This is a genomic window from Fusobacterium ulcerans ATCC 49185, assembly GCF_900683735.1.
Lineage (GTDB): Bacteria > Fusobacteriota > Fusobacteriia > Fusobacteriales > Fusobacteriaceae > Fusobacterium_A > Fusobacterium_A ulcerans_A.
In genome coordinates this window covers 1,806,866-1,833,819 of the sequence record NZ_LR215979.1, presented here as the reverse complement: position 1 = coordinate 1,833,819, position 26,954 = coordinate 1,806,866, and the positions used below count along the sequence as shown (strand labels likewise).

The window sequence follows — 26,954 nt, the reverse complement described above, 5'->3', positions numbered from 1 at the left end:
TTATTGTTATTATGCAACTAGTATGATATAATTATGAGGTATAGTGTGCAAAAATCAGTATATAAATTTACTTATAGAACCATAGGAGACTAAAATGAGACTAAAGAATGAAATTGAATATGTATTTAGAATACTACTGTATTTAACAATAAATGGAGAGAATAGAATTATATCCTCAAATGAAATTTCAGAGAAGGAAGAAATTCCTCATTTATTTAGTTTGAGAATACTTAAAAAATTAGAGAAAGCTGATCTTGTTATAATTTTCAAAGGTGCTAAAGGTGGGTATAAATTGAAAAAAGACAGCAGTGAAATAACTTTAAAAGATGCAATAGAATCAATTGAAGGTGATATCTGTATCAAAGATTGTTTAGAATCCCCAGAAAGCTGTACTTTAAGAAAAGGAAACTGTGGAGTGCATAGAGTATTAAAAGATATAGAATCTCAATTTATATCTAGATTACAAGATGTAAACTTTAGAGATTTAGCAGATGGAAAGTATTAATAAAAAATCAGAAACAAAGGCTGGCTAAATTTGGTCAGCCTTGTTTTACATTAGGAGATAAGTATATGAGATATGGAAAATTAATTTATGAAATAGGAATAGATAAAAGAGGAAAGTTTGTAGAAAGACCAAATAGATTTGTGGCAAATATTAAACTTGCAGATAATAACATTGTAACATGCCATGTTCATGATTCAGGAAGGATAAGAGAGCTTCTTTTTCTGGGTAACAGTGTGGGGATAAAAAAAGCTAAAGATGGAAGCGAAAGAAAAACTCAATGGGATGTAATATCAGCATTATCAGATGATAAAGAAGATATTTTAATTAATTCATCTTATCACAGGTATATATCGGAAAAGTTTTTAAGAGACAAAAGCTTATCTCCCTTTGAAGATTATACTAATATAAAAGCTGAAGTAAAATATGGAGATAGTCGTATAGATTATCTTATTGAAAAAGATAATAAAAAAATCTGGGTAGAAGTAAAAGGAGTTTCACTTTCATTAAATAAAAAGGCAATGTTCCCAGATGCTCCAAGTACAAGGGCTCAAAAACATTTAAAAGAATTGATCAAATTAAAAGAAAGTGGAGATAGAGCAGCAGTGCTTCTTCTTGTTTTTAGAGAAGCAGATACTTTCAGACCTAAATGGGAAACTGATCCGAAATTTTCAGAATTATTCTATGAAGCTATGGAGAAAGGAGTAGAAATATATCCAGTTCAATTTTTTTTGAAAGATGGAAAGATAATGTATGAGAAAAAAGAAATTAAAATACTCTCAAAAGAAGAAAGATAGAGTTAAAAGATGACTTTTTATATTCATATGAAGAAATAAAAAAATTATTAAATATTGTATTAAAAAGCATTTTATAGGAATGTTTTTCTTGATTTAATCACTTAAAAAGGTTATAGTTAAGGTAAGAAGTAAATAGGAGGTATTTTCAATGAATAATTATAAATTTATACATCATAAAGAATGTGAATTTTTTCCATGTCATGAAATAAAGAATATAGAAGACTTCAACTGTATGTTCTGCTACTGTCCTTTATATATGATGGGAGAAGAATGTGGAGGAAATTTTAAATATACTCCTCATGGAATAAAAGATTGTTCAAACTGTACTCTTCCTCATATTAAAGAGGTTGGATATGCTCATATTCAAAAGAAGATGCTTGATGTAATAGAAAGAGTACAGAATGAATATTTAGAAAAGAAAAAGAAAGAAGACAAATAGTAAAAAAATTGATAAATAAAATAAAAACAGTATTTTCAACAACTAAATTGTAGAGAATACATTAGCTTATTGGGAAGAAAGTAATAAAGGTGACTATTCAATATAGGTGGTAATATGAATCTGGGAAACTTAAAAACAGAAAGTGTGTATAAAGCTTTTTTGAATTTGGGAAAAATGTTAAAAAAAGATGAATATGCATATTCAGAAAAGCTAAAAATGTTAGAAGATTTAAAGAAAGAATGCGATATTTCTTTGCTTAATGTAATTATATTAAATGAAAGAAAAGAGATTAGAAGTGATTTTTTTTGGAATGATTGTGATATAAACAATACTACAATGAAAAAATTTTTATATAATAATCTTTTTAAGTTATTTGAAGAGTCTATGAAGGCTAAAGAGTATCTTTTCTTGGATAGTAATGAAAAAATATATAAGATAAAAAATACAGCACAAAATAGCTTTATGTTTCTTCCTGTAAAAAATATTCAGGAAGATTTTTGCATTGGTGGAATACTGGTTGGAAGAAAAAAAGAAAATGGAAATTGGACTAAAGAAGAAACTACCTTATTAAAAACCTTTTCTTTAATTATGGAGATATATTATACAAGTAAATTAAAATATGATAAATTTTTTATACAATCTTGGATATTCAATGAAATTTTGGATAACATGAATACAAATCTTTATGTAACAGATATAAAAAATGATAAAATATTATTTATGAATAAAAAGATGAAAGAAAGCTATAATATTGCTGAACCAGAAGGAGAAAAGTGTTGGAAAATTCTCCAGAAAGGTATGAGCAAGAGATGTGATTTCTGTCCTATACCAAAGCTTCTAGAAAAAAAGGATGAACAATCAAGTATGATATGGAGAGAAAATGGAGCTATAACAGGAAAAACATATGAAAATTATGACAGTTTAATAAGATGGATAGATGGTTCTATCGTCCATTTTCAAGAATCTACTGATATAACTGATACAATTGCTTTGAAGCAAAATGTTATTCAAGATATTTTATGCAATGATGCTTTGAACTGGAGAGCTGGAAAAGTTGAAATGGCTAAATCTATTCAGGAAGCTAAGAAAAATAAGAAGAGTTTAGTAGTAGCTTCTGTAGATATGGATGACTTGAAAATGATCAATGAAAAATATGGTCATAATGAAGGGGATTTAGCAATTATAGAAACTATAAAAATGATAAAAAGCTATCTAAACAAGAAAGAATTTATATTTAGATTAGAAGGAGATAATTTTATAGTTGTTTTTGAAGATAGAAGTGAAAAAGAAGTCATAAAACTGCTGTTTGGATGTATAGATAAATTAAAAATAAAGAAGAAAGAACTGAAAAAAGAATTTGAGTTTTCTTTCTGTTTTGGAACTGTAGAAACTAAGCCTGAAGAAGAAATTTTTGAAAATGATGTTATAGCAAAAGCTGACAAAAAACTTTATTTTCAAAAATTGAAATATCATAAAAATAAAATAGATGATTCTGGTGAAATAAACAATACTAAATTTGCCATAACTGAAAAAGATTTTATATATGATAAGGACCTTTTATATGAAGCTTTAGTAATGAGTACAGATGATTTTATTTATATATGTAATATGAAAACAGGTAGATTTAAATATACCCCTGCAATGGTAGAAATGTTTAATCTTCCTTCTGAAATAGTCCAAGATCCAATTTATCTCTGGAAAAATATAGTTCATGAAGATGATTGGGAAAAATTTTATCAATCTAATATGGAGATAGGAGAAGATCAGACAGATTATCATCTTGTAGAATTTAGAGCTAAAAATAAAGATGGAGAATATGTATGGCTTAAATGCAGAGGGCATTTAATGCGTGATGAAGTTGGAAAACCAAGTATTTTTGCTGGGATAATGACATTACTGGGAAAACAAAATAAAATTGATATTGTAACAAGATTATTAAATATAAATGAGTTTTCTAAATCTTTTGAAGAAAAAGTTAAAAATTATGCTGTGGAAACTATTGGAATGATGATTTTAGGAATAGATGATTTCAAACAGGTAAATGAAATGTATGATAGAGAATTTGGAGATGGAATTTTAAAAATGACAGCTCAGATAATTCAGTCATCTCTTCCAAGAAATGCTTTAGCTTATAGATTGGATGGAGATCAATTTGGTATTTTAGTAGAAAATACAGATCAAGATGAACTGCAGAATATATATGATAAAATAAAAATGAAATTTTCTCGTCAGCAGCTTTTTGAAAGATCAAAAACATTTGTAACCATTTCTGCAGGATGTTCTCTTTATCCACAAGATGGAAATAAATATCAAGAATTATATAAATATACAGACTATTCATTGCAATATGCAAAAAAGAGTGGAAAAGATAGAATAGTATTTTTCTCTAATGAGATATTGGAGCATAAATCGCGTTTCTTAGAAATACTTCGTCATATCAGAGAAAGTATAGAAAATGGATTTGAAGGATTTGAAGTATACTATCAACCACAGGTATTTTCTAAAACTACAGAACTAAAAGGTGTAGAAGCTTTGTTAAGATGGAAATGTGAAAAGTTTGGGAGTGTTTCTCCTAATGAATTTATTCCAATATTAGAAGAAAGCGGCTTAATAATCCCAGTTGGTAAATGGGTAATGAAAGAAGCTGCAAAGGCTTGTAAGGAAATGTTGAAATATAATAAAGATATCACTGTGAGTGTAAATTGTTCCTTTATACAACTTTTAGATGAAAATTTTTTAAATGATGTAAAAACTATAATTACAGAAGAAAAGATTCCACCTGAAAATATTATTTTGGAATTGACAGAAAGCTGTATAATTAAGAGTATTGAAACATTGCATGAAATGTACAGTCAAATGAAAGATATTGGAATAAAAACAGCAATGGATGATTTTGGAACGGGATATTCTTCACTTGGTATACTAAAACAGGTTCCTGCTAATATAGTAAAAATAGATCGTGCTTTTGTAAAGGATATACTAAAAAGTAGATTTGATATCACTTTTATTGAGTTTATTACAAGAATTTGTCATGCAGTAAATATTAAAGTATGTCTAGAGGGAATTGAAACTAAAGAGGAATTTGATCTTGTAAGTAATTTAAAAATAGATTATATACAAGGATATTATTTTGGAAAACCTCAGCCCAAAAACAATATATTTGAAAATTTTTTAATTGATAGGAATTGATATTAAGATCAAGAAGTTGCTGTTTTATAAAAATAAAAAAACAAAAGCTGGCTAAAAATAATATTTAGTCAGCTTTTTTCATAGGATTATCTTAAATATAGTACTATAATCCATTTTCTCTTTCCAGTCTACTTGAGATTTTTTCGTTTTCTAGATATACTTCATTTAATTCTGTGTATATCTTTTGATAATTATCAGCTAGTTTTTCTTTTTCATCTTCACAATTACTTGCTTTAAGTTTGATTTTGATTTCTTCGATTTGTTCTTCAAGTTCTTTGATTAGATTAAGATTTTTTTCTGTCATAAAATATCACTCCTTTAAAAAATAAAATTAATAAATTTCTTAAAAACTAAATGAAATTTATTTTTTATCATTTTACTTTTTAAAAACAAAATTGTCAAGATATTTTTTACAAGCATTTAAATATTTGTTTTTAAACCATTCTCGTAGACTTAGAGGTTCTAATATCTCAATTTCGTCCAAAAAGTATGTAAAGTATCTTTTAGCCTTTTCTTCCGAGCATTGAAATTCATAAAAATTCTCTTTTTTAGAGATAATTTCAGGACGATTTAATTTTACTTCTTTTAAAATTTTTTCTCCTTCTGGAGTTAAAATAGCTTTTATCTTTTTTCCTTGTGAAAGGAAAGGATCAAAATCTTGTATCACTTTTTCTACAAATTTCATATCTTCCCAAATTTTTCTTTCTTTAGTAATAAAAATAGTATCTATATTACTGATTCTATAGTTTCTATATTTTTCTTCTTCCATATCATAGCAAAAAAGATAATTAGATAGCTCCAGCTTAGAACTTCCAATATAGAAAGGCAGTACAGAAGTTATTCTTTTATCTTTAAAATGTATTTTTATAAGTTTTTTATCTTTTATTGCTGATTCTATTCTTTCTATTATAGAATGAAAGATAAAAAGTTCTCTGTTCTTCCTTGATTGATTAGCATATTTATAAATAAGTTTTCTTATGAAATCTGCCTCTACCTGTATATTTTTTTCCATTAAAAAATCATAATATGTACTCAAATTTTTTTTATTTAAATTAAATTGTATGATAGTTTTTTCTCCATCAAAGAAAAAACTATCATTTATTTTTTCATTTTTCATATATTCAAATATATAATTCAGAAGATAGTTTTTTGTTATTTTAAAATTATCTAGATCAGACTCAATTATTTCCATGACTTGCTTTAGGAGAGTTATTCTTATTTTTTTTTCCATTATCTAAAACCTGCTTTCTATTTTTTAGTATTATAAAATATTTTATCATAAAAAATCTCAATAATACATAGTACTTTAAATATTTGGAATTTTGTGATATATTTGAATGTAGAGAAATTTTTTAAAAGTATAAAAAGGAGCTACTTAAAATCGTGAAAAACTTTATTAAAAATATAAAAGAAAAAATCTTAAGAGTGGTAAAAAGATGATTGAGGGGGAAGGGTATGAATTTAAATAAAGGTTATTTTGTAATAGGGACAGATACAGGTATTGGGAAAACCTATGTGAGTACTCTTCTTTATCAGGGAGTAAAGAAAATAAATGGAGGGTACTACAAACCAGTTCAAAGCGGAGCTTTTGAAATGTTAGGGAAATTGATTTCTCCAGATGTGGAATTTTTATGTGAGTATAATAAAATACCATATGATACAGATATGACAACATATTTATTAAGAGCTGAAGTATCTCCACATTTAGCTGCTGAATTAGATAAAGTAGAAGTAAAACCAGAAAAAATAAAAAAACATTGGGAAAAGCTGTGTAAAAAATATGATACTTTAATTGTAGAAGGAGCAGGTGGACTTTTTGTTCCAATAGTTAGAGGAAAATATTATATGTATGATTTAATAAAAACATTGAATATACCAGTGATAGTAGTTACTGGAAATCGTGTAGGAAGTATAAATCATACAATGCTTACAGTAAATGCTCTGCAGAACATGGGAATAAAAATACAAGGCTTTATATTTAATTCTATAGAAAGATCATATGACAGAACTGGTTACGAAGAAGATAACAGAGAGATTGTGATGCATATGAGTGGAATAGAAAATTATTTATTATTAAAATATGGGCAAGAGGCAATAGATCAAATGGATCTTTTAAAGTTTTTAGAAGCAGAGGCAAAGTAATTTATTTTAAAAAGAGAAATAACAAATAAAGAGAAGAGGCCGAAGAAAAAATTCTTTTAAGCCTCTTTATTTATAATAAAATAAAATTAAATTGTTGTATAATAGTATTGACTAAGTAGAATAAAATAAGTTTTAGGAGGGATTATGAAAGAATTCACAGAAAAGCACCATGCTTTCATAGCAGCTTCATTTTATAAAGAACTTGTAGAAATTTATGGAGAACAAGGGGAGCAAGCTTTTATTATGGCAACACAGCGTTATGCTGAACAAAGAGGTTCTAGAATGGCTCAAAGAGCAATAAGAGATAATAAGCAACTTACATTTGCTGTATACAGAGAATATGGAGAATGGATAAGTAGTGAAACATTAAAAAGAGAAGGAGCAATTAATCAAGTTGAGGAAGTAACATACTCTCCAGACTATGAAATAAAAATATTACAATGTCCTTGGGCAGAACAATTTAAAAAAATGAACTTAGATAAAGCAGGAATTGTTTATTGTAGTCATTTAGATAAGGCCATTGTGAGGGGATTTAATCCATATTTAATTTTTGAAGTTCCACAGAGTATGTATGAACATGAGTGTTGTATTCAAATTATGAAAGGAGCTGATTTTAAAAAAGAACAGAAATTTATAAGAAGTCTGGAAAATATAAAAAAATTTGATTATCATTGTGGACATTGTTATAAAACTTTTAAAGATATAACAACAGCTATTTTTAAAATAAATGGAGAAGAAATAGCTTTGAAAGTTTTAAAAAATTTTGCTGAAGAATATGGAGAGGAAATGGCAGAGGTACTGCTTTCTTATTTAAATATAGATTTTAATTTAATCTAAAATATAATTATAAATGGGCTGTTGCAAATTAGTGAGTTATAAACTAATTTGTATAGCCTCTTTTATTTTACATAAAAAAAGGGCTGTTTTAAATTTGCAGCAGCCCCTTTTCCAGCCTTTATGCAATCTTTTCTTTTAAATCTGCTGTTTGATAATATTTTTTCCATTTATGACGATATACAATGAAAATAATGATAGCCTCTATTATCCATTGAAGAGCTGTTATCTTCCAAAAATAAGTGACAGAACTTCTTCTTAAATAAATAAAGTAATACACAAGAGGAAGTCTTCTAACCCAGTTTGTAAATAAAACTATTTTGAATGGAGTCTTGCTATCTCCAGTACCTTTCAAAGCTCCCCCTAATACCATTGAGATGGCTATAGGGATCTGTTCAATTGAAGCAAGCATCAGACAGACAGTCCCCAGAGCTATAACTTCAGTTTCACTGCTCTTTATAAAAAGAGAAATGAGTTTTTCTGGAAAGATAAGAAATATTATAGAAAAGAATCCCATGATACCAGAAGCGAGGTATATAGAATAATTTATATATGTTTTAGCCTTGACATAATCTTTTTGACCTATAGAATATCCTGTAAGAGATGTGCATGCTATGGCAAATCCCCAGCCAGGCATAAAAGAGATACTTTCAATTGTAATAGCTATCTGATTAGAAGCAAATGATAAGCTCCCAAGAGTCATAATAATAGCTACATTTATCAATTTATTTATACTAAAAGCCCCTTCCTGTAGAGAAGAAGGAATTGTTAATCTCACTAGTTCTTTAAAATATTCTTTATTAAATGGAGCTAATGGACTTAATTTAAATGGTATTTTCTTTAATTGGCTCAATGTGAATAATAGGCCACATACATTTCCAATAACAGTAGCAATAGCTCCTCCTACGACTCCTAGTTCTGGAGCACCAAATTTACCAAATATAAGAATATAATCAAGAGATAAATTTACTATATTTACTATTATAGCTGTATAGAGAGGTGTTTTAGTATTTTTGCATCCTCTGAATATTCCATTGAATGTATTTGTTGTCATATTGCACATTACAGCAATAGAGCATATTCTCATATATTTAGTTGCAAGAGATAAAATATCTTTTTCAGCTCCTACAATTGTTAAGATTTTCTGGGGGAAAAGAAAGAATATTCCACCCATTAAAAAGGCAAATATGAGTCCCAACCTTAAAGCAATATCAGAAGTCAATCTTGCTTTTTCATAGTTTTTTCCACCAATAGCCCTTGAGATTATTGAAGTAATAGAAATTGATAATCCCATAGCCACAATTATATTTGAAAATGTGTACATTACCTCTGAACTAAGTCCAACAGCTGAAACTCCAAGCTGTCCACTATGTTTTCCAACCATTATGGTATCAAGTACCCATATCATCATATAAAGAATCATTTCCCCAACTGCTGGAAGAGCTAGTCTTAAAATTTCCAGTATTATTTTTAACATATATTCTCCTCAATCATGAATTTTTTACATTTGTTGTATACTTCATCATTGACTACGGCAATTATTTTTACACCTTCTCCTTCATATTCTTCTTCTTGAATTATAGAATTTCTATGAAGAAAAGCTCCCATAGAAGTATCACTGTAAGGTATTAAGTAAGTACATTTTCTAGTAGTTTGTGGTAAAAGAGATACAGTCATCTGTAAGAATTCATCAATATTTTTATTTTCTTTAGCACTAATTTCTATCATTTGATATCTGCTGAATTTTTCTTTTATGGCAGCTATCTGTTCTGATGAAGCCATTTCAAATTTATTTAATGCAAGGAAAGAAGGTTTTTCCAAAGCATTTAATTCCCCTAACACTTTTTCAACAGCTAAAATTTGTTCTGGAGCAGTTTCACTTGATACATCTACAACATGGATGATTAAGTCAGAAAAACTTACTTCTTCAAGAGTAGATTTAAAAGCTTCTACAAGATCATGAGGAAGTTTTCTTACAAATCCAACTGTATCAGTAAGAGAAGCTACTCTTTTATCAGGAAGAACTATTGCTCTTGTAGTAATATCCAAAGTAGCAAAAAGCATATTTTCAGCAAAAACAGCTTCTTTTTTAGAAGTATTGTCAGCTGCATACATATCTACAAGGAGATTTCTAAGAGTAGATTTTCCAACATTTGTATACCCAACTAAAGAGATTTTTGGTATACCAGATTCATCTCTTTTTTCTCTTTGGGTTACTCTAGTTTTTCTTATTTTTTCTAATTCCTGTTTTAAATCATATATAGTTTCTCTTATTCTTCTTTTATCAATTTCAAGTTTCTTTTCTCCAGGTCCTTTAGTACCTACTCCACCACCAGTTCTAGACATTGTAGAACCAAACCCCAAAAGTCTGCTGCTTCTATATTTAAGCTGTGCAAGTTCTACCTGTATTTTTGCTTCTCTGGTTCTGGCTCTTGTAGCAAATATTTCAAGAATAAGAATAGTTCTGTCAATAACTTTACAGCTTGTAAGTTCTTCTAAATTCCTTACCTGCATACCACTTAGCTCTTCATCAAAAATGATAAGATTAGCTTTTTTTAATTGTTTAAAAACAGCAAGTTCTTGTGCTTTTCCTGGTCCAATAAAGTAGCATGGATCGATTCTTGTTTTTTTCTGGAAAAATTTAGCTACAACTTTAACATTACATGCTCTGGCTAATTCAGCTAGTTCATCAAGACTTTCATTATCATCTAAACCTACAAGAATCGCATATTCATCATCATTTTCACTAATTTCTCTCTTTCTAAGAAATCCTTCTATCTCTTCAATTTTAGAAAGAAAATCATAATTTACAACTTCTTCTACTGAGAGAGGTCCTAGAACTTCATGAGAAAGATCATTGCCATCTATACTGCAAAATCCAATGCTCATTCCTGTTATATAATCTTCATTTATTCCAATAGCAACTATACAGTCTAATTTTAATTTTGTAAGAGCGGATATATCTATATTAGAAAGACTAGAACTTCCACTAGGATGAGTATGAATAACTCTTACCCCACTCAATCTTTTTTCCTGGACATTCAAAAAAGGAAGCTGTACGCTGCTGCTATCTCCAATGGATATTTCAGTAACATTTCCTTTTCTGTCAATAGCAATATTAATTTCTCTGTTTATTCTGCTGCTCACTGAAGCTATAAGAGCAAGCATTTCTGGTTCTATTATTTTATTTTTTTCAACTGTTATATCATGAAGAGAATCCAATTCATTTAAAATAAAATCCTTGATTCCATCTGTATTTCCTTTTATCATAAAAATCACTCCGTTTTATCTCTATATTTAGCAACATATTATATCATAATTTTATTAAAAGTGAAAATTACTCATTTATCTCTTTAAAAAATAAATTTTTATTTTATTAAAAGCATGCTTCAATGTATTGAAAATACAGAGATATATAATTGGAATATGTTTCAAATATAAAAATTTTATCTTATTTTCGGAATAAAGAGTTGATTAAAAGATAAAATTATGGTATATATTCTAATAGAGAAAAATCACTAAAATTTAATGAGGTGGAAAAAATGAAAAAACTCGGTTTACTACCAAAACTTATTGTAGGTTTGATAGCAGGTATCATTGTAGGTAAAATAGGATTTATTCCATTACTAAGAGTTATGCTTACATTTAATGGATTATTTGGAAACTTTTTACAGTTTGTAATTCCATTAATAATCTTAGGATTTGTAGCACCTGGTATTGGAGATTTAGGTAAAAAAGCTGGAAAACTATTAGCAGTTACTACAGTTCTTGCATATGGTTCAACAATCGTATCTGGATCATTAGCATTTTTTACAAATTCTATCTTGCTTAAAAAGATACTTCCAACAGGAGCTGCTTTAGTAGAAGGAAGCCATCCAGAAGCAGGACTTTTAAGTGGTTATTTAACAGTTGAAATGCCTCCAATCATGGGAGTTATGACAGCATTGTTAATGGCATTCATCATAGGTATTGGAATTGCAGTAGTTGAAGGAACAACTCTTAAAAACCTTATGAATGAAGTACAGACAATAGTTGAAAAAATAATAACAAATATTATTATTCCATTCTTGCCTCTATACATAGCAGGTATCTTTGCAAATATGACTTATGCTGGAGAAATAGTAAAAATCATGTCAGTATTTGCAAAAGTATTTGGAATAATTATAATTCTTCACTTTGTTATCCTATTGGTTCAATATACAATAGCTGGAACTTTAGCAGGAGCTAATCCATTATTATTAATAAGAAAAATGCTTCCTGCATATTTCACAGCAATTGGAACTCAGTCATCTGCAGCAACTATTCCAGTTACTCTTAACCAAACTAAAGAAAATGGAGTAAATGAAGGGATCGCAGACTTTACAATCCCATTATGCGCTACTATCCATCTATCAGGAAGTACAATAACACTTGTAAGCTGTTCAATGGCAGTAATGATGTTAAATGGAATGCCTATCACATTTTCAGGAATGTTTGGATTTATTCTTATGCTGGGAGTAACAATGGTAGCAGCACCAGGAGTACCAGGTGGAGCAGTAATGGCAGCACTTGGATTATTAGAAAGTATGCTTGGATTTGGTCCAGAACTTACATCTTTAATGATTGCTCTATATTTAACTCAAGACAGTTTTGGAACTGCTTGTAATGTAACTGGAGATGGGGCTATATCTATAATGGTTAATAAAATTGCTGGATTTAAATTAATTCCTCCTACTAAAGAAAAAATATAAAAGTATCAGAATGGCTGCTGATATTCAGAAATAGTAGAAGAGAAAATATAACATTAGAATAAAATAGGGGTAAATTATGGAGAGTGGATAATATTCCACTCTCTTTTTATATAAAATTAATTCTTAATGTAAAAATATTTTACTTTTTATAAAATTTTATGTTTATCAAAAAATGGGTAAATGTGTTATAATAGTATATAAGGGAAAAATTAGTTTTAAGAATAGGAGGTTAAAAAATGAATGATATCATATTGACGGTGGAAAATTTTGGATTAACTATAAAAAACAGAAAAGTTCTGGAAAATATTTCTTTCAATATTGAAAGAGGGGATTATCTTGCTATTGGTGGAGTTCCAGGTTCTGGTAAAAGTAGTCTGATAAAAGGGCTGTTAGGGTTAGTAAATGCTGGAATAACTGGAAATATATCTTATCATAATATAGGGAAAGGTGAGGTTAGTTATATACCACAAAATATAATGCAGTTAAAGGAAGAGTTTCCAGGAACTGCAAGAGAAATTGTTGCTATTGGAATGATTTCTAGAAAAAGAGGAAGATGTTTAGAAGATGGTGACTGGGAAAAAGTAGATGAACTTTTAAAACTTTTTAATTTATATGAATTAAAAGATAAAAAAATAAATAAACTTACAGCACTTCAGCAATTAAAAATAAATGCGGCAAAACATCTTATTACTGAGCCTAAATTGATATATATAGATAATCCAAGTTCAGCTCTTGATTTAAAGAGTAAAATAGATTTTTATAGTACAATAAAAAGAATATGTGATGAAAAAGAGATTACAGTTATTTTCATAACTCATAATATAAAAGAGATATCTAATTTTGCAAATAAACTTCTGTTTTTAAGAAGAAAAGAGAAAACTTTCTATTTTGGAGATTGCAAAGATTTTATAAAAGATAAAGAATAATGAGGGATAAACATGAAAAAAACAATAATAGCTCTATTTATGATGCTTTTTTTTATTACAGCAGTATATTCAAAAGATACTGTCAAATTTACATCTCCTAATGGTCTGCCAGCTCTTAGTGTGGTGAAAATGATAAATGATAATAAAGAAATATCTGGTAAGAAAATAGAATATAAACTGGAAAAGATTTCTGAATCTCTTGTAATGAATTTTTTTAAAAAAGAGAGTGATATTGGAATAGTACCCTCTAATCTTGCAGGTCAACTATATAATAAAAATCTTAATTATAAAATAATTGGAACTGTTGGATGGGGTTCTTTTTATGTGATAAGCAGAGAAAATCTAGAGGATATAAAAGATTTAAAAGGAAAAGAAATATATACTATTGGAAAAGGGCTGACACCAGATATTATGCTGCAAACTATATTAGAAGAAAATGGAATCAATCCAACTAAAGATTTAAAAATAAATTATTTATCAGGTGGAAATGAGCTTGCTCCTTTATATCTTGCTGGAAAAGTAAATATAGCAATGGTTTCAGAACCTGTTTTAAGTAAAATAATGTCAAAAGATAATAAGACTAAAATCAACTTTAATATGAATGATGAATGGAAAAAAATTTTTAAAAACAATACAGGATTTCCTCAATCTACTCTGATTGCAACAGAAGAACTTGTGGAAGAAGATCCAGAGTTTGTATCAAAATTTATAACTGAACTGAAAAATAGTATAGAATTTATCTATAGTGAAAATTCAGATAAAGAAAAATATATAGCTGAATCAAAAATAACTATAGATATAAGTATTTTAAATGAAGTAATAAAAAGGGCGAATATAAAATTTGTACCAGCTAATGATAGTAAAGAAGTATATAAATTATATTTTGAAAAGATAGAAAAGACAAACAGTAAGGCAATTGGAGGAAAAATTCCAGATGAGAAAATATTTATGTCAAAGTAGATGGATGCTTATCTCTCCTTTATTGTTTATAGCTGTATGGGAAATTATATCAAGAATAATAGGAAATGATTTGATATTTCCAAGTATACCAAGTATTTTCAAAGCATTCATAGATATAATAAAAGGAAAAGAGTTTTTATTAATAATTTTCCATACTTTAAAGAGAACTGTGGTAAGTATAGGTATATCATTAATAATAGGAATTTTATGTAGTATTCTTTCATACAGATATAAGTTTTTTTATATTTTATTTTTTCCATTTTTTTCATTTCTAAAATCTATTCCTACAATAGCTGTAATAATACTAGTTCTTATTTGGAGCAATGTAGAAGTTGTCCCAATAATAACTGGAATAATGATACTTCTTCCATTAATATATGAAAATATACTTGGAGGTATAGATTCAATAGACAGGGATTTATTAAAAATGGCAGATATATATAAAGTGGCAAAAATGGATATCCTAAAAGGAATATATATTCCAGGAGTATATTATTTTTCATCATCTGGAATACCTGCTTTGATAGCTTTAACTTTAAAAGTAGTTATAGCAGGAGAAGTTTTATCACAAGGTTCTCTTTCTATTGGGGGAGAAATATTTATGGGGAAAATATATTTAGAAAGTCCTTCTATTTTTGCATGGATAATTATTGTTATTTTGATAAATTTTTTCTTGGATATATCTTTAAAGAAAATAAATACAGAACTTACAAAATGGAGGAAACTGTAATGAAGCTTATGAATATAGTTAAATCCTATGGAAATAAAAAAGTACTGGATGGAATAACTTTAGATATTGAAGAAGGAAAAGTTACTGCTATACTAGGAGAATCAGGTTCAGGAAAAAGTACTCTTCTTAATATAATAGCTGGGAAAATAAAAGACTTTAAAGGGGAAATAATTTTTGAAGCTGAAAATAAAAATGGGATGTCATATATATTTCAGGAAGATACTCTTATTCCTTGGAAAACTGTTTATGATAATTTAGAATTTGTATTAAAGAAAAAAATATCAAAAGAAGAAATCAACTTGAGAATAAAAAAATATCTTGAAATGGTTGGTTTAAATGGAATAGAAGGAGAATATCCCAATTCTCTTAGTGGTGGAATGAAAAGAAGAGTAGGAATAGCAAGAGCTTTTTCTTTTCCTTCAAGTTATCTTTTTATGGATGAGCCATTTGAATTTTTAGATATAAAAATAAAAAATGAAATAATGGAGTATTTTATAAAACTTCAAAATCTGGAAAATAAAACAGTAATTTTTATAACTCATGATATAGAATCTGCTGTTTCTTTGGGAGAAAAGATAGTAGTATTTAGTAATAAACCAACAAAAATAAAAAAAATATTTAAAAATCCTTATCCAAAAGAAAAAAATAAAGAAAAAAAAGAAAAATTAAAAGTTGAAATAGAAAAATTATTCTTGTAATTATTTAAAATTAAAGATATAATACAGGATAGTATTGTTTAAGGAGAGATAGAATTTATGATAAAAATAGGAAAAAGACAAAAAATGATCATCAATAATTTTGCAAGTGTAGGAGCATATTTACATGGTGGAACTGATGATGATAAGGATAATATACTTCTTCCAAATAATGAATTAGAAGGAAGAGATCTTAAAGAAGGAGATGAAGTAGAAGTACTGATATATATGGATTCAGAAGATAGACCAGTAGCTACTTTTAGAAAAACTGAAGCTTTAGTTGGAAATTTAGCAAAATTAGAAGTAACAGATATTCATCCAACTTTAGGTGCTTTTATGGATTGGGGATTAAAAAAAGAACTTCTTCTTCCAAAAAGTCAGCAGGTAGGAAAAGTAGAAATAGGAAAAAAATATCTTGTAGGAATATATGAAGATAGCAAAGGAAGACTTTCTGCTACTATGAAAATATATAATTTTCTTCTTCCCTCAACTGAAATGCAGAAAAATGATATAGTAAGTGGAACTGTTTATGGAATTAATTCTGAGATAGGAGTCTTTGTAGCTGTAGAAGATAGATATTTTGGACTTATACCTAAAAATGAATACTTCAAAGACTATAAAGTTGGAGATGTAATAGAAGCAAGAGTAATAAGAGTGAGAGAAGATGGAAAAATCGATCTTACTCCAAGAGAACTTGCATATATTCAAATGGACAAAGATGCAGAACTTGTATATGAAAAAATGAGACTTCTTGGAGATAGCTTTGGATTTACTGATAAAAGTAATCCTGAAGAAATTATTAATTATTTTAATATGAGTAAAAAAGCATTCAAAAGAGCAGTTGGAAACCTATTGAAAAACGGAAAAATTGAAAAGAATGAAAATGGATATTTCAAAATAAAAAAAGAAAAAAAAGAGTCAGAAGAATAGCAAAAGTTATATAAAGTTTTGGGAAATCTATTACAGAAATCTCAAAACTTTTTTATATAAAAAATAATTTTAGCAACTAACAGGTTTACATATGTACATACATGGTTAAACATCTGAATTAAAGAATAATATAAACGTTTGAAAAAGTGTGATGGAATTTATTAATTTTTTTTAATTTTCATATAAGGAGGCAAAATAAAATTATATTAAAAATTTTGTTGATTCAGCTTTATAACAGTAATAGAAAACTATATTATTCTTTTTTATAATTAGAAGTAAAAAAGAAATAAAAAAAATAGCAATCAAAATATTTTGTTTTGAAGAATTAAAATAGAAATCATATAAAAAATATATTATTCTTTTCTTTTTAGTTAGTATATAGTAATGAAGTATCAAGAACAACTTAAGATTTTCAAGGAGGAAAGATGATAGGATTAATTTTAATGATTCTTGCTTTTGCAGGAATGTGGAAAACTTTTGAAAAGGCTGGAATGGAAGGATGGAAAGGTATTGTTCCTGTTTATAACATGTATCTTTTAATCACTGAGATTGCAAAAAAACCATGGTGGTATCTATTACTATTATTTGTGCCAATTGCAAATATAGTTATCATGATTATTGTTAGTATTGAAATTGCTAAAGCATTTGGAAAAGGGACAGGATTTGGAGTAGGACTTGCTCTGCTTTCATTTGTATTCTATCCATTATTAGGATTTGGAGATGCAGTATATACAGAGCTTGGGACAGTTGTAGAAACTGCTGCTGATTCAGAAGAAAAAAATGAAAAACTAGATTACGATCTATAGTAACATTCTGGGGGGAATAATATAGATGCAGATTAAAATATATCTTTATAGACATATTTTAATCTGTGTAATTATAGTCATAAAAAGAGCCTGACAAAAATAAGAAATGTTTCTTATTTTATAACAGGCTCTTTAAATTATAATTTATTTGGTTTTTCAATGAGAATATTTTTTTCATTCTCATAAGTGACAAACCCAGGTTTACTGCCTTTAGGCTTGTTTATATATCTTTTCTTAGTATAATCTACACTGATTTTATCTCCAGCAGAACTTTTAGAAAAATATGCTGCTACTTCGGCACCCTTTAAAAGTATTTCTTCTGTGATTTCATTTGCTTTTATAATTACATGAGAACCTGGAATATTTTTAGAATGCAGCCATATATCTTCTTTAGAAGCAATTTTAAAAGTTAAGTTATCATTTTCAATGTTGTTTCTTCCATAAAGTATCTTGAAGTTTTTAAATTCGAGCACTCCATATCCAATTTCCTTTACTTGTTTTTTCCTATTTCCCTTTTTCTGCTGTACTTTTATGTACCCCTGAGATATGAGCTCTTCTTGTATAAGCTTTAGATTATCTGTACTAGGACTATTATCTATAAAAAGTTTGATACTATTTAAATAATCCAAATCTTCATTTATTTCCAGAAACCTTCTTTTATTAGCTTCCATACCTCTTTTTAATTTGTTATATTTCTTATAAAGTTTTTCCAGATTTTCTTGCGGAGTTATCTGTGGATCAAGAGAAATAGATATTTCTCTATTATTATAAAAATCATAAGTTTCAAGAGAACTCATTCCTCTTTTAAGAGAATAAATAGATGCAGCAAGAATATCTCCTTGTTCCTTATATTTTATAAAATCCTGTTTCTCTATTACTTCTTCCTCTAGAAGAGAAAGTATTCTCATATTTTTTTTTATTCTTTTATTTATATTATCAAGAAGCTGAGTTTTTAATGTATCAAAACTACTGGATAGATTTTCTGAACTTATATAGAAATTTATAACTTCTCTAAAACTGTCAAAAGAAACTACCTCATCATATTCTTTTCCTTTAGGAACAATATTAAGGACACTTCCAAGAACTATTCTTCCTTTGTTCAAGAAAATTTTTGGCTGAGATGGAGTATTCAACAGATGAGTAAAACTATTAAAATCAGTTATATTTTGAACAGTTAATTTTCCCAATCCTTCTATATTCTTTAAAAGAGAATTTTCATTTTTAAATTTATTAAATTCTTCTTCTGTAATATTTAAAGGAGAGATTTTTTCTTCAATAACAGGCTGTTCATATTTTAACCCAGGAAAAAGAGCCCTTAAACGGTTTTCTTCCAGAGAAAATCGTTTAAGTAAATCAATTATTTTATCTTCTTCATCTGTAAAAATAAAGTTTGAATATTTTCCCATTATTTCAAAATATATAGAGTAATTTTTTATTTCACCAAGTTCATTTATTTTGGCAAACTTAAAACATAATATTCTATCAAATCCTAATTGCTGAACATCAGTTAGCATAGCATTGAGCAGATGTTTTCTCATGTTTGCAGCAAGACCAGTGGTGTTTTCCAAGATGCTTTCTTTAGAATCTGCAATATAGCAGATAGGAAAAGAAGGGTTACAAGAAAATACAAGTTCAGTTTTTCCAAAATAGATAGATAAAGAAACTTCTGTATTTTTTGTTATCTTGTTTATTTTTTTTCCTGAAAGATTTTCTCTCAGTTCATCTTTTATTTTATTCAATGATATACCATCAATGTAAAACATTATTATCTCCTATTGAGCTTTTATTCGTTCTTTATACCAATTAAGTTTTTAGCATCAAGGATGTCTAAAACTAAAAGATCTCCATCTGTTTTTTTCAAGATAAAGTTTTCTTTATCATTACTTTCCATTATTTCAAGTACAGTAAAGTTTTCGATACCATGACTTGCAAAGAAATTTTGTACAATTGGAGTTCCCTTTATTTCCACTACAGAAACTTTTGTCCCTACTGGAAATTCAGTGATAAGAAGAGGTTTGAAATAATCTGTTTTTCCTCTTAGGGCATTTAAAATTACTTCAAAAACTTCAATAAAATGAGTAAGGTCTTTGTCAGCAATATCTTCAGTAAGTGTAGACATTATCATTTTATGATAATTATTATGATATGCTAAAGCTTTAGCTCCCTTAGGAGTTAAAGATACAAAAACTTTTCTTCTGTCAGAGTTTGATCTTACTCTGGCAATAAATCCTTTTTCTGTAAGTTTAGAAACAGCTACTGTAGCAGTTCCCATAGTTATACCAATTCTTTCAGCCAGTTCATTCATAGTAAGAGAATCTTGTCCAATAGCTTCTATTAGATGAAGTTCAGTATGAGTAAGGCACTTTATACCTCTTTTAAGAGCCATATCTTCTGTTTTAAAAAATAATTTGTAAAAATCTTCTAATACTTCATTAACTTTTTTTATGTTTTCATTCATAAAATTAACCTCTCTTTAAAGAATTTATTCTTTCTTCATAATCCCCAGAAAAAACATATGAACCAGCAACAAAAATATTTGCTCCAGCTTCAATACATTTTCCAATAGTGTCAGCTGTAATTCCACCATCAACTTGAATATCCACATTTTTACTAAGTTCTCTTACATCTTTTATTTTATCTATTGCACTGTTAATAAACTTTTGTCCTCCAAAACCTGGATTAACACTCATAACCAATACCATGTCTATGTCATCAACAACATATTTAAGAACATCTACAGGGGTAGAAGGATTAAGAGATACACCAGCTTTTATTCCATGGGCTTTTATTTGTTGAATAACTCTGTGAAGATGTACTGTAGATTCAGCATGTACAGTAATTATGTCAGCTCCAGCTTTAACAAAATCATCAATATATCTTTCTGGTTTTTCAATCATTAGATGTACATCAAATATAAGTTTAGTTTTATTTCTTATAGCTTTTATAACAGGAGCTCCAAAAGTTATATTAGGAACAAACATCCCATCCATAACGTCTATATGAACATAATCAGCCCCAGCTTTATCTATTGCTGTTACTTCTTCTCCAAGTCTGCTGAAATCAGCTGACAGGATAGAAGGAGCTATCTTAATATCATTATTCATACCTATTCCACCTCTCACTTTTTAATTTTTCATATGTTTTTTTATAGAAATCATATCTTACAGGAGAAATTTCTCCATTAGTAACCATATCTTTAATTATACAATTTGGTTCGTTCAAATGCAAACAATTATAAAATTTGCAATTTTTATCAGTTTTGAACTCAGGGAATAATGAAATTAATTCCTGAACATCTTTTATGTAAGGTAGTTCTACAGATGAAAATCCAGGAGTGTCTATTATGAAGCCTCCACCTGGAAGAGGGAGAAGATTAGTATCTTTAGTTGTGTGTTTTCCCCTTCTTAATCTTTTACTTGTTTCACCAGTTTCAAGAACTTTGGCATTTTGTAAAAGATTTATAATACTTGACTTTCCTACACCACTGGGACCTCCAAAAGCAGTTATTCTATTTTGAATAAAAGCTTTTAACTGGTCTATACCAATATTTTCTCTTTCTGAAATGAGGAAATAAGGTATTTCCAGTTTCTTAAGAAAATCCAGATTTCTTTTGATTTCTTCAATTTCATCTTGGGAAAGCAGATCAATTTTATTTACAACAATTATTGGATCTATTTTATAATAAAAGCTGTTAAGAATAAGAGTATTGAGTCTTTCATAGTCAATTACTGGGTCCTTTCCAGCGAACTGAATGACAATATAGTCTATATTTGCAACTAAAGGTCTTTCTAAAAGGTTTTTTCTTTTTTCTACTTTAGTTATAGAATTATCTTCTGAAAACTCAACAATATCTCCTACTACACAATTATGTTTATTATCTTTTCTTTTTAGAATTCCTCTCAATTTACATTCATACACTTTTTCATTAGATTTTACATAATAAAATCCTTGTATTTTGTTTATGACTATTCCTCTAATTTTTTATTCCTCCTCAAAGCATATTACTCGTTTTCCTTATTTACAGTTATATCAATAACTGTACCAGCTGAAACTCTTCTTCCAGCTAAAACACTTGTTTCAATAACTAAATCTTTTTCTATCTCTGGAAGAGATACATAAGTTATTTTACCAATTAAAAGAGAACTCGCTGTAAGAATTTCTTTAGCTTGGTTTATCTCTACACCTATGATATCAGGAACTCTTACATCCATAAGCTGTTCAGAACCATTGATAAGAAAAGATATTTTTTGTCCTCTTCTAAGAAGTGTACCAGTTGCAGGATCAGTTGATATAACCTCATTATATGCAATGTTAGCTTTTGTAGTGGCTACTCTGTCTATGATAAGCCCTTTTTGTTCAGCAATAGCTTTAGCATCCAGAAAATTCATTCCCTTTAATTCAGGAACTTCTACAAGAGCCTCTCCTTTACTTATCCATACTTTGATGTTTCTATTTTTCTTTACAATGTTTCCAGATTCTGGTTCTTGAAGAAATATCTCCCCAACAGGAAGTTCAGAAAATTCTTCACCCATATTTCTGATATTCAGTTCGTTATTTTCCAACATTTTTTCAGCTTCAGCCAAAGTTAGAGTTTTTAAATCTGGAACAGAATAGAAAGTTTCATTAAAGTATATTTTTTCAAATATCTTGAATGAAAAGAAAGCTATCAAAACAATAGCTGTTACAGTAAGAAAAGAGAAACATATTGACTTTTTATTCATTATTCCTCCTTGAAAATTTAATCCCATATTAATATATATAGATACTATTTGATAATAACATAAGAAGCACAAAATATCAATAATTACTTGATAAATGCTGGAGTAAATGTTAAAATACAGTGAATGATTTTGTTTTAAGATATATGCTTTGGGCATAGGATTTTAGGAGGAGAGAAGATTGGATTATACAATTGAAACATTGATACCAAGAGAAGCAGTGGAAAAAAGGATAAAGGAACTTGCTTCTGAAATAGAAAAAGATTACAAAGGCAGAGAGGTAATAGTTTTAGGATTATTGAAGGGCTCTGTTATTTTTATGAGTGATCTTATAAAGGAGATAGATATACCATTAGTAATAGATTTTATGAGTGTATCGAGTTATGGGAACGGAACTGACAGTACAGGAGTAGTAAAAATCTTAAAAGATACAGATTTTGAGTTAAAAGGAAAAGAAATATTGATTATAGAAGATATTATTGATACTGGTCTTACTCTAAAATATGTAAGAGAGTTTATAGAATCTAAAGGAACAAAAAGTGTTGCAATTTGTACTCTTCTTGATAAACCAAGTAGAAGAAAGGTAGATATCAAAGGGGATTATGTTGGATTTGAAATTCCTGATGAATTTGTAGTAGGATATGGTTTAGATTATGCTCAGCATCATAGAAATCTGCCATATGTAGGAATGGTAGTAAAAAAATAGATGGAGGAAAGGATGTCCTTTAAGCATAAAAAGAAGTTTGGTCAGAATTTTCTTACTGATCAAAAAGAAGTTTTAAGAAAAATATTGGAAGTATCAGCTGTAAATGAAAATGATACTGTATTGGAAATAGGTCCAGGAGAAGGAGCACTCACAGCATTGCTTCTAGATACAGCTAAAAAAGTTGTTACAGTTGAGATAGACAGAGATTTAGAAAAAATATTAAGAAAGAAATTTGATGGGAATCCTAAATATACTCTTGTAATGAATGATGTCTTAGAAACTGATTTAAAAGAGTATGTAGAAGCTGGAACGAAAGTTGTTGCAAATATTCCATATTATATAACTTCACCAATTATAAACAAACTTATTGAAAATAGAGATGTAATAGATGAAATATATATAATGGTTCAAAAAGAAGTTGCAGAAAGAATTTGTGCTAAAAAAGGCAAGGAAAGAAGTGTTCTTACTCTTGCAGTAGAATATTTTGGAGAGGCTGAATATCTGTTTACTATACCTAAAGAGGCATTTACACCTATTCCTAAAGTAGATTCTGCTTTTATGTCTATAAAACTTTATAAAGATGATAAATATAAAAAGCTTATAGAGGAAGATTTGTTTTTCAAATATGTAAAGGCAGCTTTTGCCAATAAAAGAAAAAATCTATTGAATAATTTTACTGCTTTAGGAATGTCAAAGGATGAGTTGAGAGTAGTTTTAGATGAAGCTGGTATCAAAGAAACTGAGAGGGCAGAAAATCTTACTATAGAAAATTTTATAAATTTAATAGCCGTATTTGAAAAAAAATAAAGTGAGTAAAATGAGGGTAAAATGAGAGTTAGAAAATAGTGGAAGCTTGCCCTCATTTTAGCTTTTAAATTGGAGGAAAAATGCTGGGAAGTTATGAATATCTGATTCAAAGCAGAAAAGAAGATATAGATTTCATTAATAAGATAATGGAAGCTTATGAAGGAGCTGGAGTTGTAAGAACTGTAGATCCTCATAAAGGGCTTATTAATATAATTACTACTTATGATTTTAAAGATTTTGTAAAAGAAATTATTGAGGATTTAGATAAGAATGAAGTAGTTGCTGAAATAGTGGAAGAGGGTCCTTGGAAAGGATCTTTATATATCAATAAATAGAATATAATGGAGGATGAAAAATGGAAAAATTAGAAAAACTTATAAGTTACATCATAAAAGAATTAGTAGACACTAAAGAAGAAGTAAGAATAGATTATGATGCTATAGATGATACTATTATCTTTAAAGTAAGTGTAGCTAAAGGAGAAATGGGGAAAATAATAGGTAAAAATGGACTTACAGCTAATGCAATAAGAGGAGTTATGCAGGCAGCTGGAGTAAAAGATAAATTAAATGTAAATGTAGAATTTTTAGATTAGGAGGGGTAATGGAACTTTTAACAGTTGGTAAGATTTCTGGAACACATCACTTAAAGGGAGCAGTTAAGATAATAGCTAATATAGGAGATGCTGAAATTCTTGAAGGAAATAGAGTAATAGTAGAACTTCCTGGAGGAGAACAGAAAATATTTACTGTAACAAGTGTAAATCCTTTAGTTGGGAATAAATGGGTGGCAGAATTTCAGGAAATAACTAATAAAACAGAAGCTGGAAAATTAAAAAATTCACTTATAAAAATTAGAAGAGAACTATTGGGAATTGGAGAAGATGAATATCTTTTAAATGACCTTTTAGATATGAAAGCTGTAGATGCTGATAATGGAGATATACTTGGGAAAATAACTGATATATTTGAAACAGCAGCTCATGATATTTTGGTGATTGAGGGAGAAAATACAGAAATAATGGTTCCTGATGTAGATGAGTTTGTAAAGAAAATAGATTTTGATAAAAGAGAAATCTTTATTCATCTTATAGAAGGAATGAAAGAAGTAAAAGGTCAAAAATTAAAACAAGATGATGGGATAGATGAAGAGCTTGAGGAAAATGAGGAGAAATAGATGAAGATCAATATTTTGACTCTGTTTCCTGAGATGTTTTCTGGATTCAAAAGTGAGAGCATAATAGGAAGAGCTATTGAGAAAGGCAGTCTTGAAATAAATATAATAGATATTAGAGATTTCTGTTATGATAAGCATAAGCAAGCTGATGATACTCCTTTTGGAGGAGGAGCAGGGATGGTAATGAAACCTGAACCTCTTATGAGAGCATTGGAAACAACAGCTGGAAAAGTGATATATACTTCCCCTCAAGGAGTAAAGTTTGATCAGCAGCTGGCTGTAGAGCTTGCTCAGGAAAAAGAGATAACAATAATAGCAGGACATTATGAAGGAATAGATGAAAGAGTAATTGAAAAGAATGTAGACATGGAAATATCTATAGGAGATTTTGTTCTTACAGGAGGAGAATTACCAGCTATGGTAATGACTGATTGTATTGCAAGACTTATCCCAGGAGTTATAAAAAAGGAATCCTATGAGAATGACTCTTTTTTTAATGGATTATTAGATTATCCTCATTATACAAGACCTGCTGAATATGAAGGAATGGAAGTTCCAGAAATACTGCTGTCAGGACATCATAAGAATATAGAACTTTGGAGACTTAAACAGAGTCTTAAAAGAACATATTTAAGAAGAAGTGATTTACTAGAGAAAAGAGAGTTCAGCAAAATAGAGAAAAAACTTCTGGCTGAGATAAAAGCAGAGCTTGGAAAGGAACAAAAATGATATATAAATTAAAAAATCTTGTCCCTAAAATAGGGAAAAATAACTATATAGCAGACAGTGCAACTATTATTGGAAATGTAGAAACAGGAGATAATGTTTCTATATGGTTTTCAGCTGTACTGCGAGCAGATATGAGCAAAATAACTATTGGAGATAATTCCAATGTTCAGGATAATTCAACTCTTCATGGAGATACAGAATTTCCTACTACTATTGGAAAAGGAGTAACTATTGGGCATAACTGTGTAGTTCATGGATGTACTGTGGGAGATAATTCTATAATAGGAATGGGAAGTCAGATACTCAATGGGAGCATTATTCCTAAAAACTGCATTGTATCAGCAGGCTCAGTAGTAAACAGCAAGTTAAAAGCAGAAGAGGGAGACCTTATAGCAGGTGTTCCAGCTAAAGTTATTAAGAAATTATCTGAAAAGAATTGGGAATATTTAACTTATGCAAAAGAGGTATATCTTACAGAGATAAAAAAATATTCAGAAGACTTGGAAGAAATAATTATAAATGAAAAAGACTAGATTTTAATAAGAAAATCAAGAAAAGAGGATTGAGTAATAAATGAGAGAAAAAATTTATCTAGGGTTAGTTCATTATCCTGTATATAATAAAAATAATGATGTGGTATGTACTTCAGTTACAAATTTTGATATTCATGATATATCAAGAAGCTGTAGAACTTATGATATAAAAGGTTATCGTCTGATAGTTCCAGTGGATGCTCAAAAAATGCTTACAGAAAGAATAATTGGATACTGGCAGGAAGGTACTGGAGGACAATATAATAAAGATAGAGAAAATGCTTTTGCTATAACAAGAGTAATGGACAGTATAGAGAAAACTATCAAAGAAATTGAAGAAAAAGAAGGACAGAAACCAGTTATAATAACTACATCTGCCAGAATATTTTCTAATACAATAGGGTATAAAGCACTTTCAGAAAAAATATTTGAAGATGACAGACCATATCTTCTATTATTTGGAACAGGATGGGGTCTTACAGATGAAATAATGGATATGTCAGATTATATTCTTGAACCTATAAGAGGAAATACTAAATATAATCATCTTTCTGTAAGAGCAGCAGTGGCTATTATTTTAGATAGATTATTAGGAGAAAATTAAT

At 28.5% G+C, this 26,954-nt stretch carries 30 protein-coding genes; 21 read left to right on the top strand and 9 right to left on the bottom strand.

The features are described 5' to 3' along the window. Positions 1-94: 94 nt before the first annotated feature. From E0E45_RS08255 to E0E45_RS08240, 4 genes are all read left to right on the top strand, one after another. Positions 95-505: an RrF2 family transcriptional regulator gene (locus E0E45_RS08255; RefSeq protein ID WP_130890735.1), complete on the top strand. Its 411-nt coding sequence runs from the start codon at positions 95-97 to the stop codon at positions 503-505. A 65-nt stretch (positions 506-570) separates the two neighbouring features. Further along, entirely contained in the window at positions 571-1,299 is a 729-nt protein-coding gene (sfsA, locus tag E0E45_RS08250; protein WP_130890734.1) for a DNA/RNA nuclease SfsA, read from the top strand. 148 nt (positions 1,300-1,447) lie between these two features. After that, complete coding sequence (locus tag E0E45_RS08245; RefSeq protein ID WP_130890733.1) at positions 1,448-1,738, top strand: cysteine-rich small domain-containing protein; 291 nt, start codon at positions 1,448-1,450, stop codon at positions 1,736-1,738. Positions 1,739-1,852: 114 nt separating this feature from the next. Continuing rightward, the gene (locus tag E0E45_RS08240; protein ID WP_130890732.1) at positions 1,853-4,927 is read left to right on the top strand and encodes an EAL domain-containing protein; all 3,075 of its coding nucleotides are present in this window, start codon (positions 1,853-1,855) and stop codon (positions 4,925-4,927) included. Positions 4,928-5,030: 103 nt separating this feature from the next. On the opposite strand, the gene E0E45_RS08235 is transcribed toward E0E45_RS08240, so the two are convergent. Both E0E45_RS08235 and E0E45_RS08230 read right to left on the bottom strand, forming a co-directional pair. Continuing rightward, positions 5,031-5,231 carry a hypothetical protein gene (locus E0E45_RS08235; RefSeq protein WP_130890731.1) on the bottom strand — a complete coding sequence of 67 codons (201 nt, stop codon included), beginning with the start codon at positions 5,229-5,231 and terminating at the stop codon, positions 5,031-5,033. 72 nt (positions 5,232-5,303) lie between these two features. Beyond that, complete coding sequence (locus E0E45_RS08230; protein ID WP_130890730.1) at positions 5,304-6,158, bottom strand: WYL domain-containing protein; 855 nt, start codon at positions 6,156-6,158, stop codon at positions 5,304-5,306. 224 nt (positions 6,159-6,382) lie between these two features. On the opposite strand from E0E45_RS08230, the gene bioD reads away from it, so the two are divergent. Together bioD and E0E45_RS08220 are read left to right on the top strand one after the other, a co-directional pair. Continuing rightward, the gene (gene bioD, locus E0E45_RS08225) at positions 6,383-7,069 is read left to right on the top strand and encodes a dethiobiotin synthase (protein ID WP_130890729.1); all 687 of its coding nucleotides are present in this window, start codon (positions 6,383-6,385) and stop codon (positions 7,067-7,069) included. 144 nt (positions 7,070-7,213) lie between these two features. Continuing rightward, a complete protein-coding gene (locus E0E45_RS08220; protein WP_130890728.1) occupies positions 7,214-7,906 on the top strand; it encodes an L-2-amino-thiazoline-4-carboxylic acid hydrolase in 693 nt (230 codons plus the stop codon). A 118-nt stretch (positions 7,907-8,024) separates the two neighbouring features. Here E0E45_RS08220 and E0E45_RS08215 read toward each other — a convergent pair whose 3' ends face one another. Both E0E45_RS08215 and hflX read right to left on the bottom strand, forming a co-directional pair. Next, positions 8,025-9,380 (bottom strand): MATE family efflux transporter, encoded by a 1,356-nt coding sequence (locus E0E45_RS08215; protein WP_130890727.1) that lies wholly within the window; start codon positions 9,378-9,380, stop codon positions 8,025-8,027. Then, complete coding sequence (hflX, locus tag E0E45_RS08210; RefSeq protein ID WP_130890726.1) at positions 9,374-11,173, bottom strand: GTPase HflX; 1,800 nt, start codon at positions 11,171-11,173, stop codon at positions 9,374-9,376. The genes E0E45_RS08215 and hflX overlap by 7 nt, the downstream gene beginning before the upstream one ends. Positions 11,174-11,445: 272 nt before the next feature. Here hflX and E0E45_RS08205 point away from each other — a divergent pair, with 272 nt between their 5' ends. The 7 genes from E0E45_RS08205 to E0E45_RS08175 all read left to right on the top strand — a co-directional run bounded on the left by E0E45_RS08205 (position 11,446) and on the right by E0E45_RS08175 (position 17,680). Continuing rightward, a complete protein-coding gene (locus E0E45_RS08205) occupies positions 11,446-12,633 on the top strand; it encodes a dicarboxylate/amino acid:cation symporter (RefSeq protein WP_130890725.1) in 1,188 nt (395 codons plus the stop codon). 236 nt (positions 12,634-12,869) lie between these two features. Beyond that, the gene (locus E0E45_RS08200) at positions 12,870-13,559 is read left to right on the top strand and encodes an ATP-binding cassette domain-containing protein (RefSeq protein WP_130890724.1); all 690 of its coding nucleotides are present in this window, start codon (positions 12,870-12,872) and stop codon (positions 13,557-13,559) included. Between the two features lie 12 nt (positions 13,560-13,571). Next, positions 13,572-14,519: an ABC transporter substrate-binding protein gene (locus E0E45_RS08195; protein ID WP_130890723.1), complete on the top strand. Its 948-nt coding sequence runs from the start codon at positions 13,572-13,574 to the stop codon at positions 14,517-14,519. Continuing rightward, entirely contained in the window at positions 14,494-15,249 is a 756-nt protein-coding gene (locus E0E45_RS08190) for an ABC transporter permease (RefSeq protein WP_130890722.1), read from the top strand. The genes E0E45_RS08195 and E0E45_RS08190 overlap by 26 nt, the downstream gene beginning before the upstream one ends. After that, positions 15,249-15,947 carry an ABC transporter ATP-binding protein gene (locus E0E45_RS08185; protein ID WP_130890721.1) on the top strand — a complete coding sequence of 233 codons (699 nt, stop codon included), beginning with the start codon at positions 15,249-15,251 and terminating at the stop codon, positions 15,945-15,947. The genes E0E45_RS08190 and E0E45_RS08185 overlap by 1 nt, the downstream gene beginning before the upstream one ends. A gap of 57 nt (positions 15,948-16,004) precedes the next feature. Next, positions 16,005-16,874 carry a S1 RNA-binding domain-containing protein gene (locus E0E45_RS08180; protein WP_130890720.1) on the top strand — a complete coding sequence of 290 codons (870 nt, stop codon included), beginning with the start codon at positions 16,005-16,007 and terminating at the stop codon, positions 16,872-16,874. A gap of 425 nt (positions 16,875-17,299) precedes the next feature. Beyond that, positions 17,300-17,680, top strand: a complete 381-nt coding sequence (locus E0E45_RS08175; protein ID WP_130890719.1) for a DUF5684 domain-containing protein — start codon at positions 17,300-17,302, stop codon at positions 17,678-17,680. A 137-nt stretch (positions 17,681-17,817) separates the two neighbouring features. Here E0E45_RS08175 and E0E45_RS08170 read toward each other — a convergent pair whose 3' ends face one another. The 5 genes from E0E45_RS08170 to E0E45_RS08150 are packed head-to-tail and all read right to left on the bottom strand — an operon-like array spanning position 17,818 to position 22,401. Continuing rightward, positions 17,818-19,443 carry an Rqc2 family fibronectin-binding protein gene (locus tag E0E45_RS08170; protein WP_130890718.1) on the bottom strand — a complete coding sequence of 542 codons (1,626 nt, stop codon included), beginning with the start codon at positions 19,441-19,443 and terminating at the stop codon, positions 17,818-17,820. Positions 19,444-19,463: 20 nt separating this feature from the next. Further along, a complete protein-coding gene (locus E0E45_RS08165; RefSeq protein ID WP_130890717.1) occupies positions 19,464-20,138 on the bottom strand; it encodes a MarR family winged helix-turn-helix transcriptional regulator in 675 nt (224 codons plus the stop codon). 4 nt (positions 20,139-20,142) lie between these two features. Further along, positions 20,143-20,784 carry a ribulose-phosphate 3-epimerase gene (rpe, locus tag E0E45_RS08160; protein ID WP_130890716.1) on the bottom strand — a complete coding sequence of 214 codons (642 nt, stop codon included), beginning with the start codon at positions 20,782-20,784 and terminating at the stop codon, positions 20,143-20,145. After that, positions 20,777-21,643, bottom strand: a complete 867-nt coding sequence (rsgA, locus tag E0E45_RS08155) for a ribosome small subunit-dependent GTPase A (RefSeq protein ID WP_130890715.1) — start codon at positions 21,641-21,643, stop codon at positions 20,777-20,779. Before rsgA ends, rpe begins: the two co-directional genes overlap by 8 nt. Before the next feature lie 38 nt (positions 21,644-21,681). Continuing rightward, complete coding sequence (locus tag E0E45_RS08150; RefSeq protein ID WP_130890714.1) at positions 21,682-22,401, bottom strand: PASTA domain-containing protein; 720 nt, start codon at positions 22,399-22,401, stop codon at positions 21,682-21,684. Positions 22,402-22,579: 178 nt separating this feature from the next. On the opposite strand from E0E45_RS08150, the gene hpt reads away from it, so the two are divergent. From hpt to E0E45_RS08110, 8 genes are all read left to right on the top strand, one after another. Further along, complete coding sequence (hpt, locus tag E0E45_RS08145) at positions 22,580-23,104, top strand: hypoxanthine phosphoribosyltransferase (RefSeq protein ID WP_130890713.1); 525 nt, start codon at positions 22,580-22,582, stop codon at positions 23,102-23,104. A gap of 12 nt (positions 23,105-23,116) precedes the next feature. Continuing rightward, positions 23,117-23,911 (top strand): 16S rRNA (adenine(1518)-N(6)/adenine(1519)-N(6))-dimethyltransferase RsmA, encoded by a 795-nt coding sequence (rsmA, locus tag E0E45_RS08140; protein ID WP_130890712.1) that lies wholly within the window; start codon positions 23,117-23,119, stop codon positions 23,909-23,911. 80 nt (positions 23,912-23,991) lie between these two features. After that, positions 23,992-24,246, top strand: a complete 255-nt coding sequence (locus tag E0E45_RS08135) for a DUF4911 domain-containing protein (protein WP_130890711.1) — start codon at positions 23,992-23,994, stop codon at positions 24,244-24,246. A gap of 20 nt (positions 24,247-24,266) precedes the next feature. Continuing rightward, on the top strand, positions 24,267-24,506 hold the full coding sequence (locus E0E45_RS08130; protein ID WP_005951557.1) for a KH domain-containing protein: 240 nt from the start codon (positions 24,267-24,269) through the stop codon (positions 24,504-24,506). 8 nt (positions 24,507-24,514) lie between these two features. Continuing rightward, the gene (rimM, locus tag E0E45_RS08125) at positions 24,515-25,087 is read left to right on the top strand and encodes a ribosome maturation factor RimM (protein ID WP_130890710.1); all 573 of its coding nucleotides are present in this window, start codon (positions 24,515-24,517) and stop codon (positions 25,085-25,087) included. Further along, positions 25,088-25,816: a tRNA (guanosine(37)-N1)-methyltransferase TrmD gene (trmD, locus tag E0E45_RS08120; protein ID WP_130890709.1), complete on the top strand. Its 729-nt coding sequence runs from the start codon at positions 25,088-25,090 to the stop codon at positions 25,814-25,816. It begins immediately after the preceding gene. Further along, positions 25,813-26,349 carry a gamma carbonic anhydrase family protein gene (locus E0E45_RS08115; protein ID WP_130890708.1) on the top strand — a complete coding sequence of 179 codons (537 nt, stop codon included), beginning with the start codon at positions 25,813-25,815 and terminating at the stop codon, positions 26,347-26,349. Before trmD ends, E0E45_RS08115 begins: the two co-directional genes overlap by 4 nt. Before the next feature lie 40 nt (positions 26,350-26,389). Beyond that, a complete protein-coding gene (locus tag E0E45_RS08110; RefSeq protein ID WP_130890707.1) occupies positions 26,390-26,953 on the top strand; it encodes an RNA methyltransferase in 564 nt (187 codons plus the stop codon). Position 26,954: the final 1 nt, after the last annotated feature.

Bases quoted from the DNA above. Each gene is read 5' to 3' on its own strand.
- E0E45_RS08255 (WP_130890735.1), top strand. From the start codon at position 95: ATGAGACTAAAGAATGAAATTGAATATGTATTTAGAATACTACTGTAT.
- sfsA (WP_130890734.1), top strand. From the start codon at position 571: ATGAGATATGGAAAATTAATTTATGAAATAGGAATAGATAAAAGAGGA.
- E0E45_RS08245 (WP_130890733.1), top strand. From the start codon at position 1,448: ATGAATAATTATAAATTTATACATCATAAAGAATGTGAATTTTTTCCA.
- E0E45_RS08240 (WP_130890732.1), top strand. From the start codon at position 1,853: ATGAATCTGGGAAACTTAAAAACAGAAAGTGTGTATAAAGCTTTTTTG.
- E0E45_RS08235 (WP_130890731.1), bottom strand. From the start codon at position 5,231: ATGACAGAAAAAAATCTTAATCTAATCAAAGAACTTGAAGAACAAATC.
- E0E45_RS08230 (WP_130890730.1), bottom strand. From the start codon at position 6,158: ATGGAAAAAAAAATAAGAATAACTCTCCTAAAGCAAGTCATGGAAATA.
- bioD (WP_130890729.1), top strand. From the start codon at position 6,383: ATGAATTTAAATAAAGGTTATTTTGTAATAGGGACAGATACAGGTATT.
- E0E45_RS08220 (WP_130890728.1), top strand. From the start codon at position 7,214: ATGAAAGAATTCACAGAAAAGCACCATGCTTTCATAGCAGCTTCATTT.
- E0E45_RS08215 (WP_130890727.1), bottom strand. From the start codon at position 9,380: ATGTTAAAAATAATACTGGAAATTTTAAGACTAGCTCTTCCAGCAGTT.
- hflX (WP_130890726.1), bottom strand. From the start codon at position 11,173: ATGATAAAAGGAAATACAGATGGAATCAAGGATTTTATTTTAAATGAA.
- E0E45_RS08205 (WP_130890725.1), top strand. From the start codon at position 11,446: ATGAAAAAACTCGGTTTACTACCAAAACTTATTGTAGGTTTGATAGCA.
- E0E45_RS08200 (WP_130890724.1), top strand. From the start codon at position 12,870: ATGAATGATATCATATTGACGGTGGAAAATTTTGGATTAACTATAAAA.
- E0E45_RS08195 (WP_130890723.1), top strand. From the start codon at position 13,572: ATGAAAAAAACAATAATAGCTCTATTTATGATGCTTTTTTTTATTACA.
- E0E45_RS08190 (WP_130890722.1), top strand. From the start codon at position 14,494: ATGAGAAAATATTTATGTCAAAGTAGATGGATGCTTATCTCTCCTTTA.
- E0E45_RS08185 (WP_130890721.1), top strand. From the start codon at position 15,249: ATGAAGCTTATGAATATAGTTAAATCCTATGGAAATAAAAAAGTACTG.
- E0E45_RS08180 (WP_130890720.1), top strand. From the start codon at position 16,005: ATGATAAAAATAGGAAAAAGACAAAAAATGATCATCAATAATTTTGCA.
- E0E45_RS08175 (WP_130890719.1), top strand. From the start codon at position 17,300: ATGATAGGATTAATTTTAATGATTCTTGCTTTTGCAGGAATGTGGAAA.
- E0E45_RS08170 (WP_130890718.1), bottom strand. From the start codon at position 19,443: ATGTTTTACATTGATGGTATATCATTGAATAAAATAAAAGATGAACTG.
- E0E45_RS08165 (WP_130890717.1), bottom strand. From the start codon at position 20,138: ATGAATGAAAACATAAAAAAAGTTAATGAAGTATTAGAAGATTTTTAC.
- rpe (WP_130890716.1), bottom strand. From the start codon at position 20,784: ATGAATAATGATATTAAGATAGCTCCTTCTATCCTGTCAGCTGATTTC.
- E0E45_RS08150 (WP_130890714.1), bottom strand. From the start codon at position 22,401: ATGAATAAAAAGTCAATATGTTTCTCTTTTCTTACTGTAACAGCTATT.
- rsmA (WP_130890712.1), top strand. From the start codon at position 23,117: ATGTCCTTTAAGCATAAAAAGAAGTTTGGTCAGAATTTTCTTACTGAT.
- E0E45_RS08135 (WP_130890711.1), top strand. From the start codon at position 23,992: ATGCTGGGAAGTTATGAATATCTGATTCAAAGCAGAAAAGAAGATATA.
- E0E45_RS08130 (WP_005951557.1), top strand. From the start codon at position 24,267: ATGGAAAAATTAGAAAAACTTATAAGTTACATCATAAAAGAATTAGTA.
- rimM (WP_130890710.1), top strand. From the start codon at position 24,515: ATGGAACTTTTAACAGTTGGTAAGATTTCTGGAACACATCACTTAAAG.
- trmD (WP_130890709.1), top strand. From the start codon at position 25,088: ATGAAGATCAATATTTTGACTCTGTTTCCTGAGATGTTTTCTGGATTC.
- E0E45_RS08115 (WP_130890708.1), top strand. From the start codon at position 25,813: ATGATATATAAATTAAAAAATCTTGTCCCTAAAATAGGGAAAAATAAC.
- E0E45_RS08110 (WP_130890707.1), top strand. From the start codon at position 26,390: ATGAGAGAAAAAATTTATCTAGGGTTAGTTCATTATCCTGTATATAAT.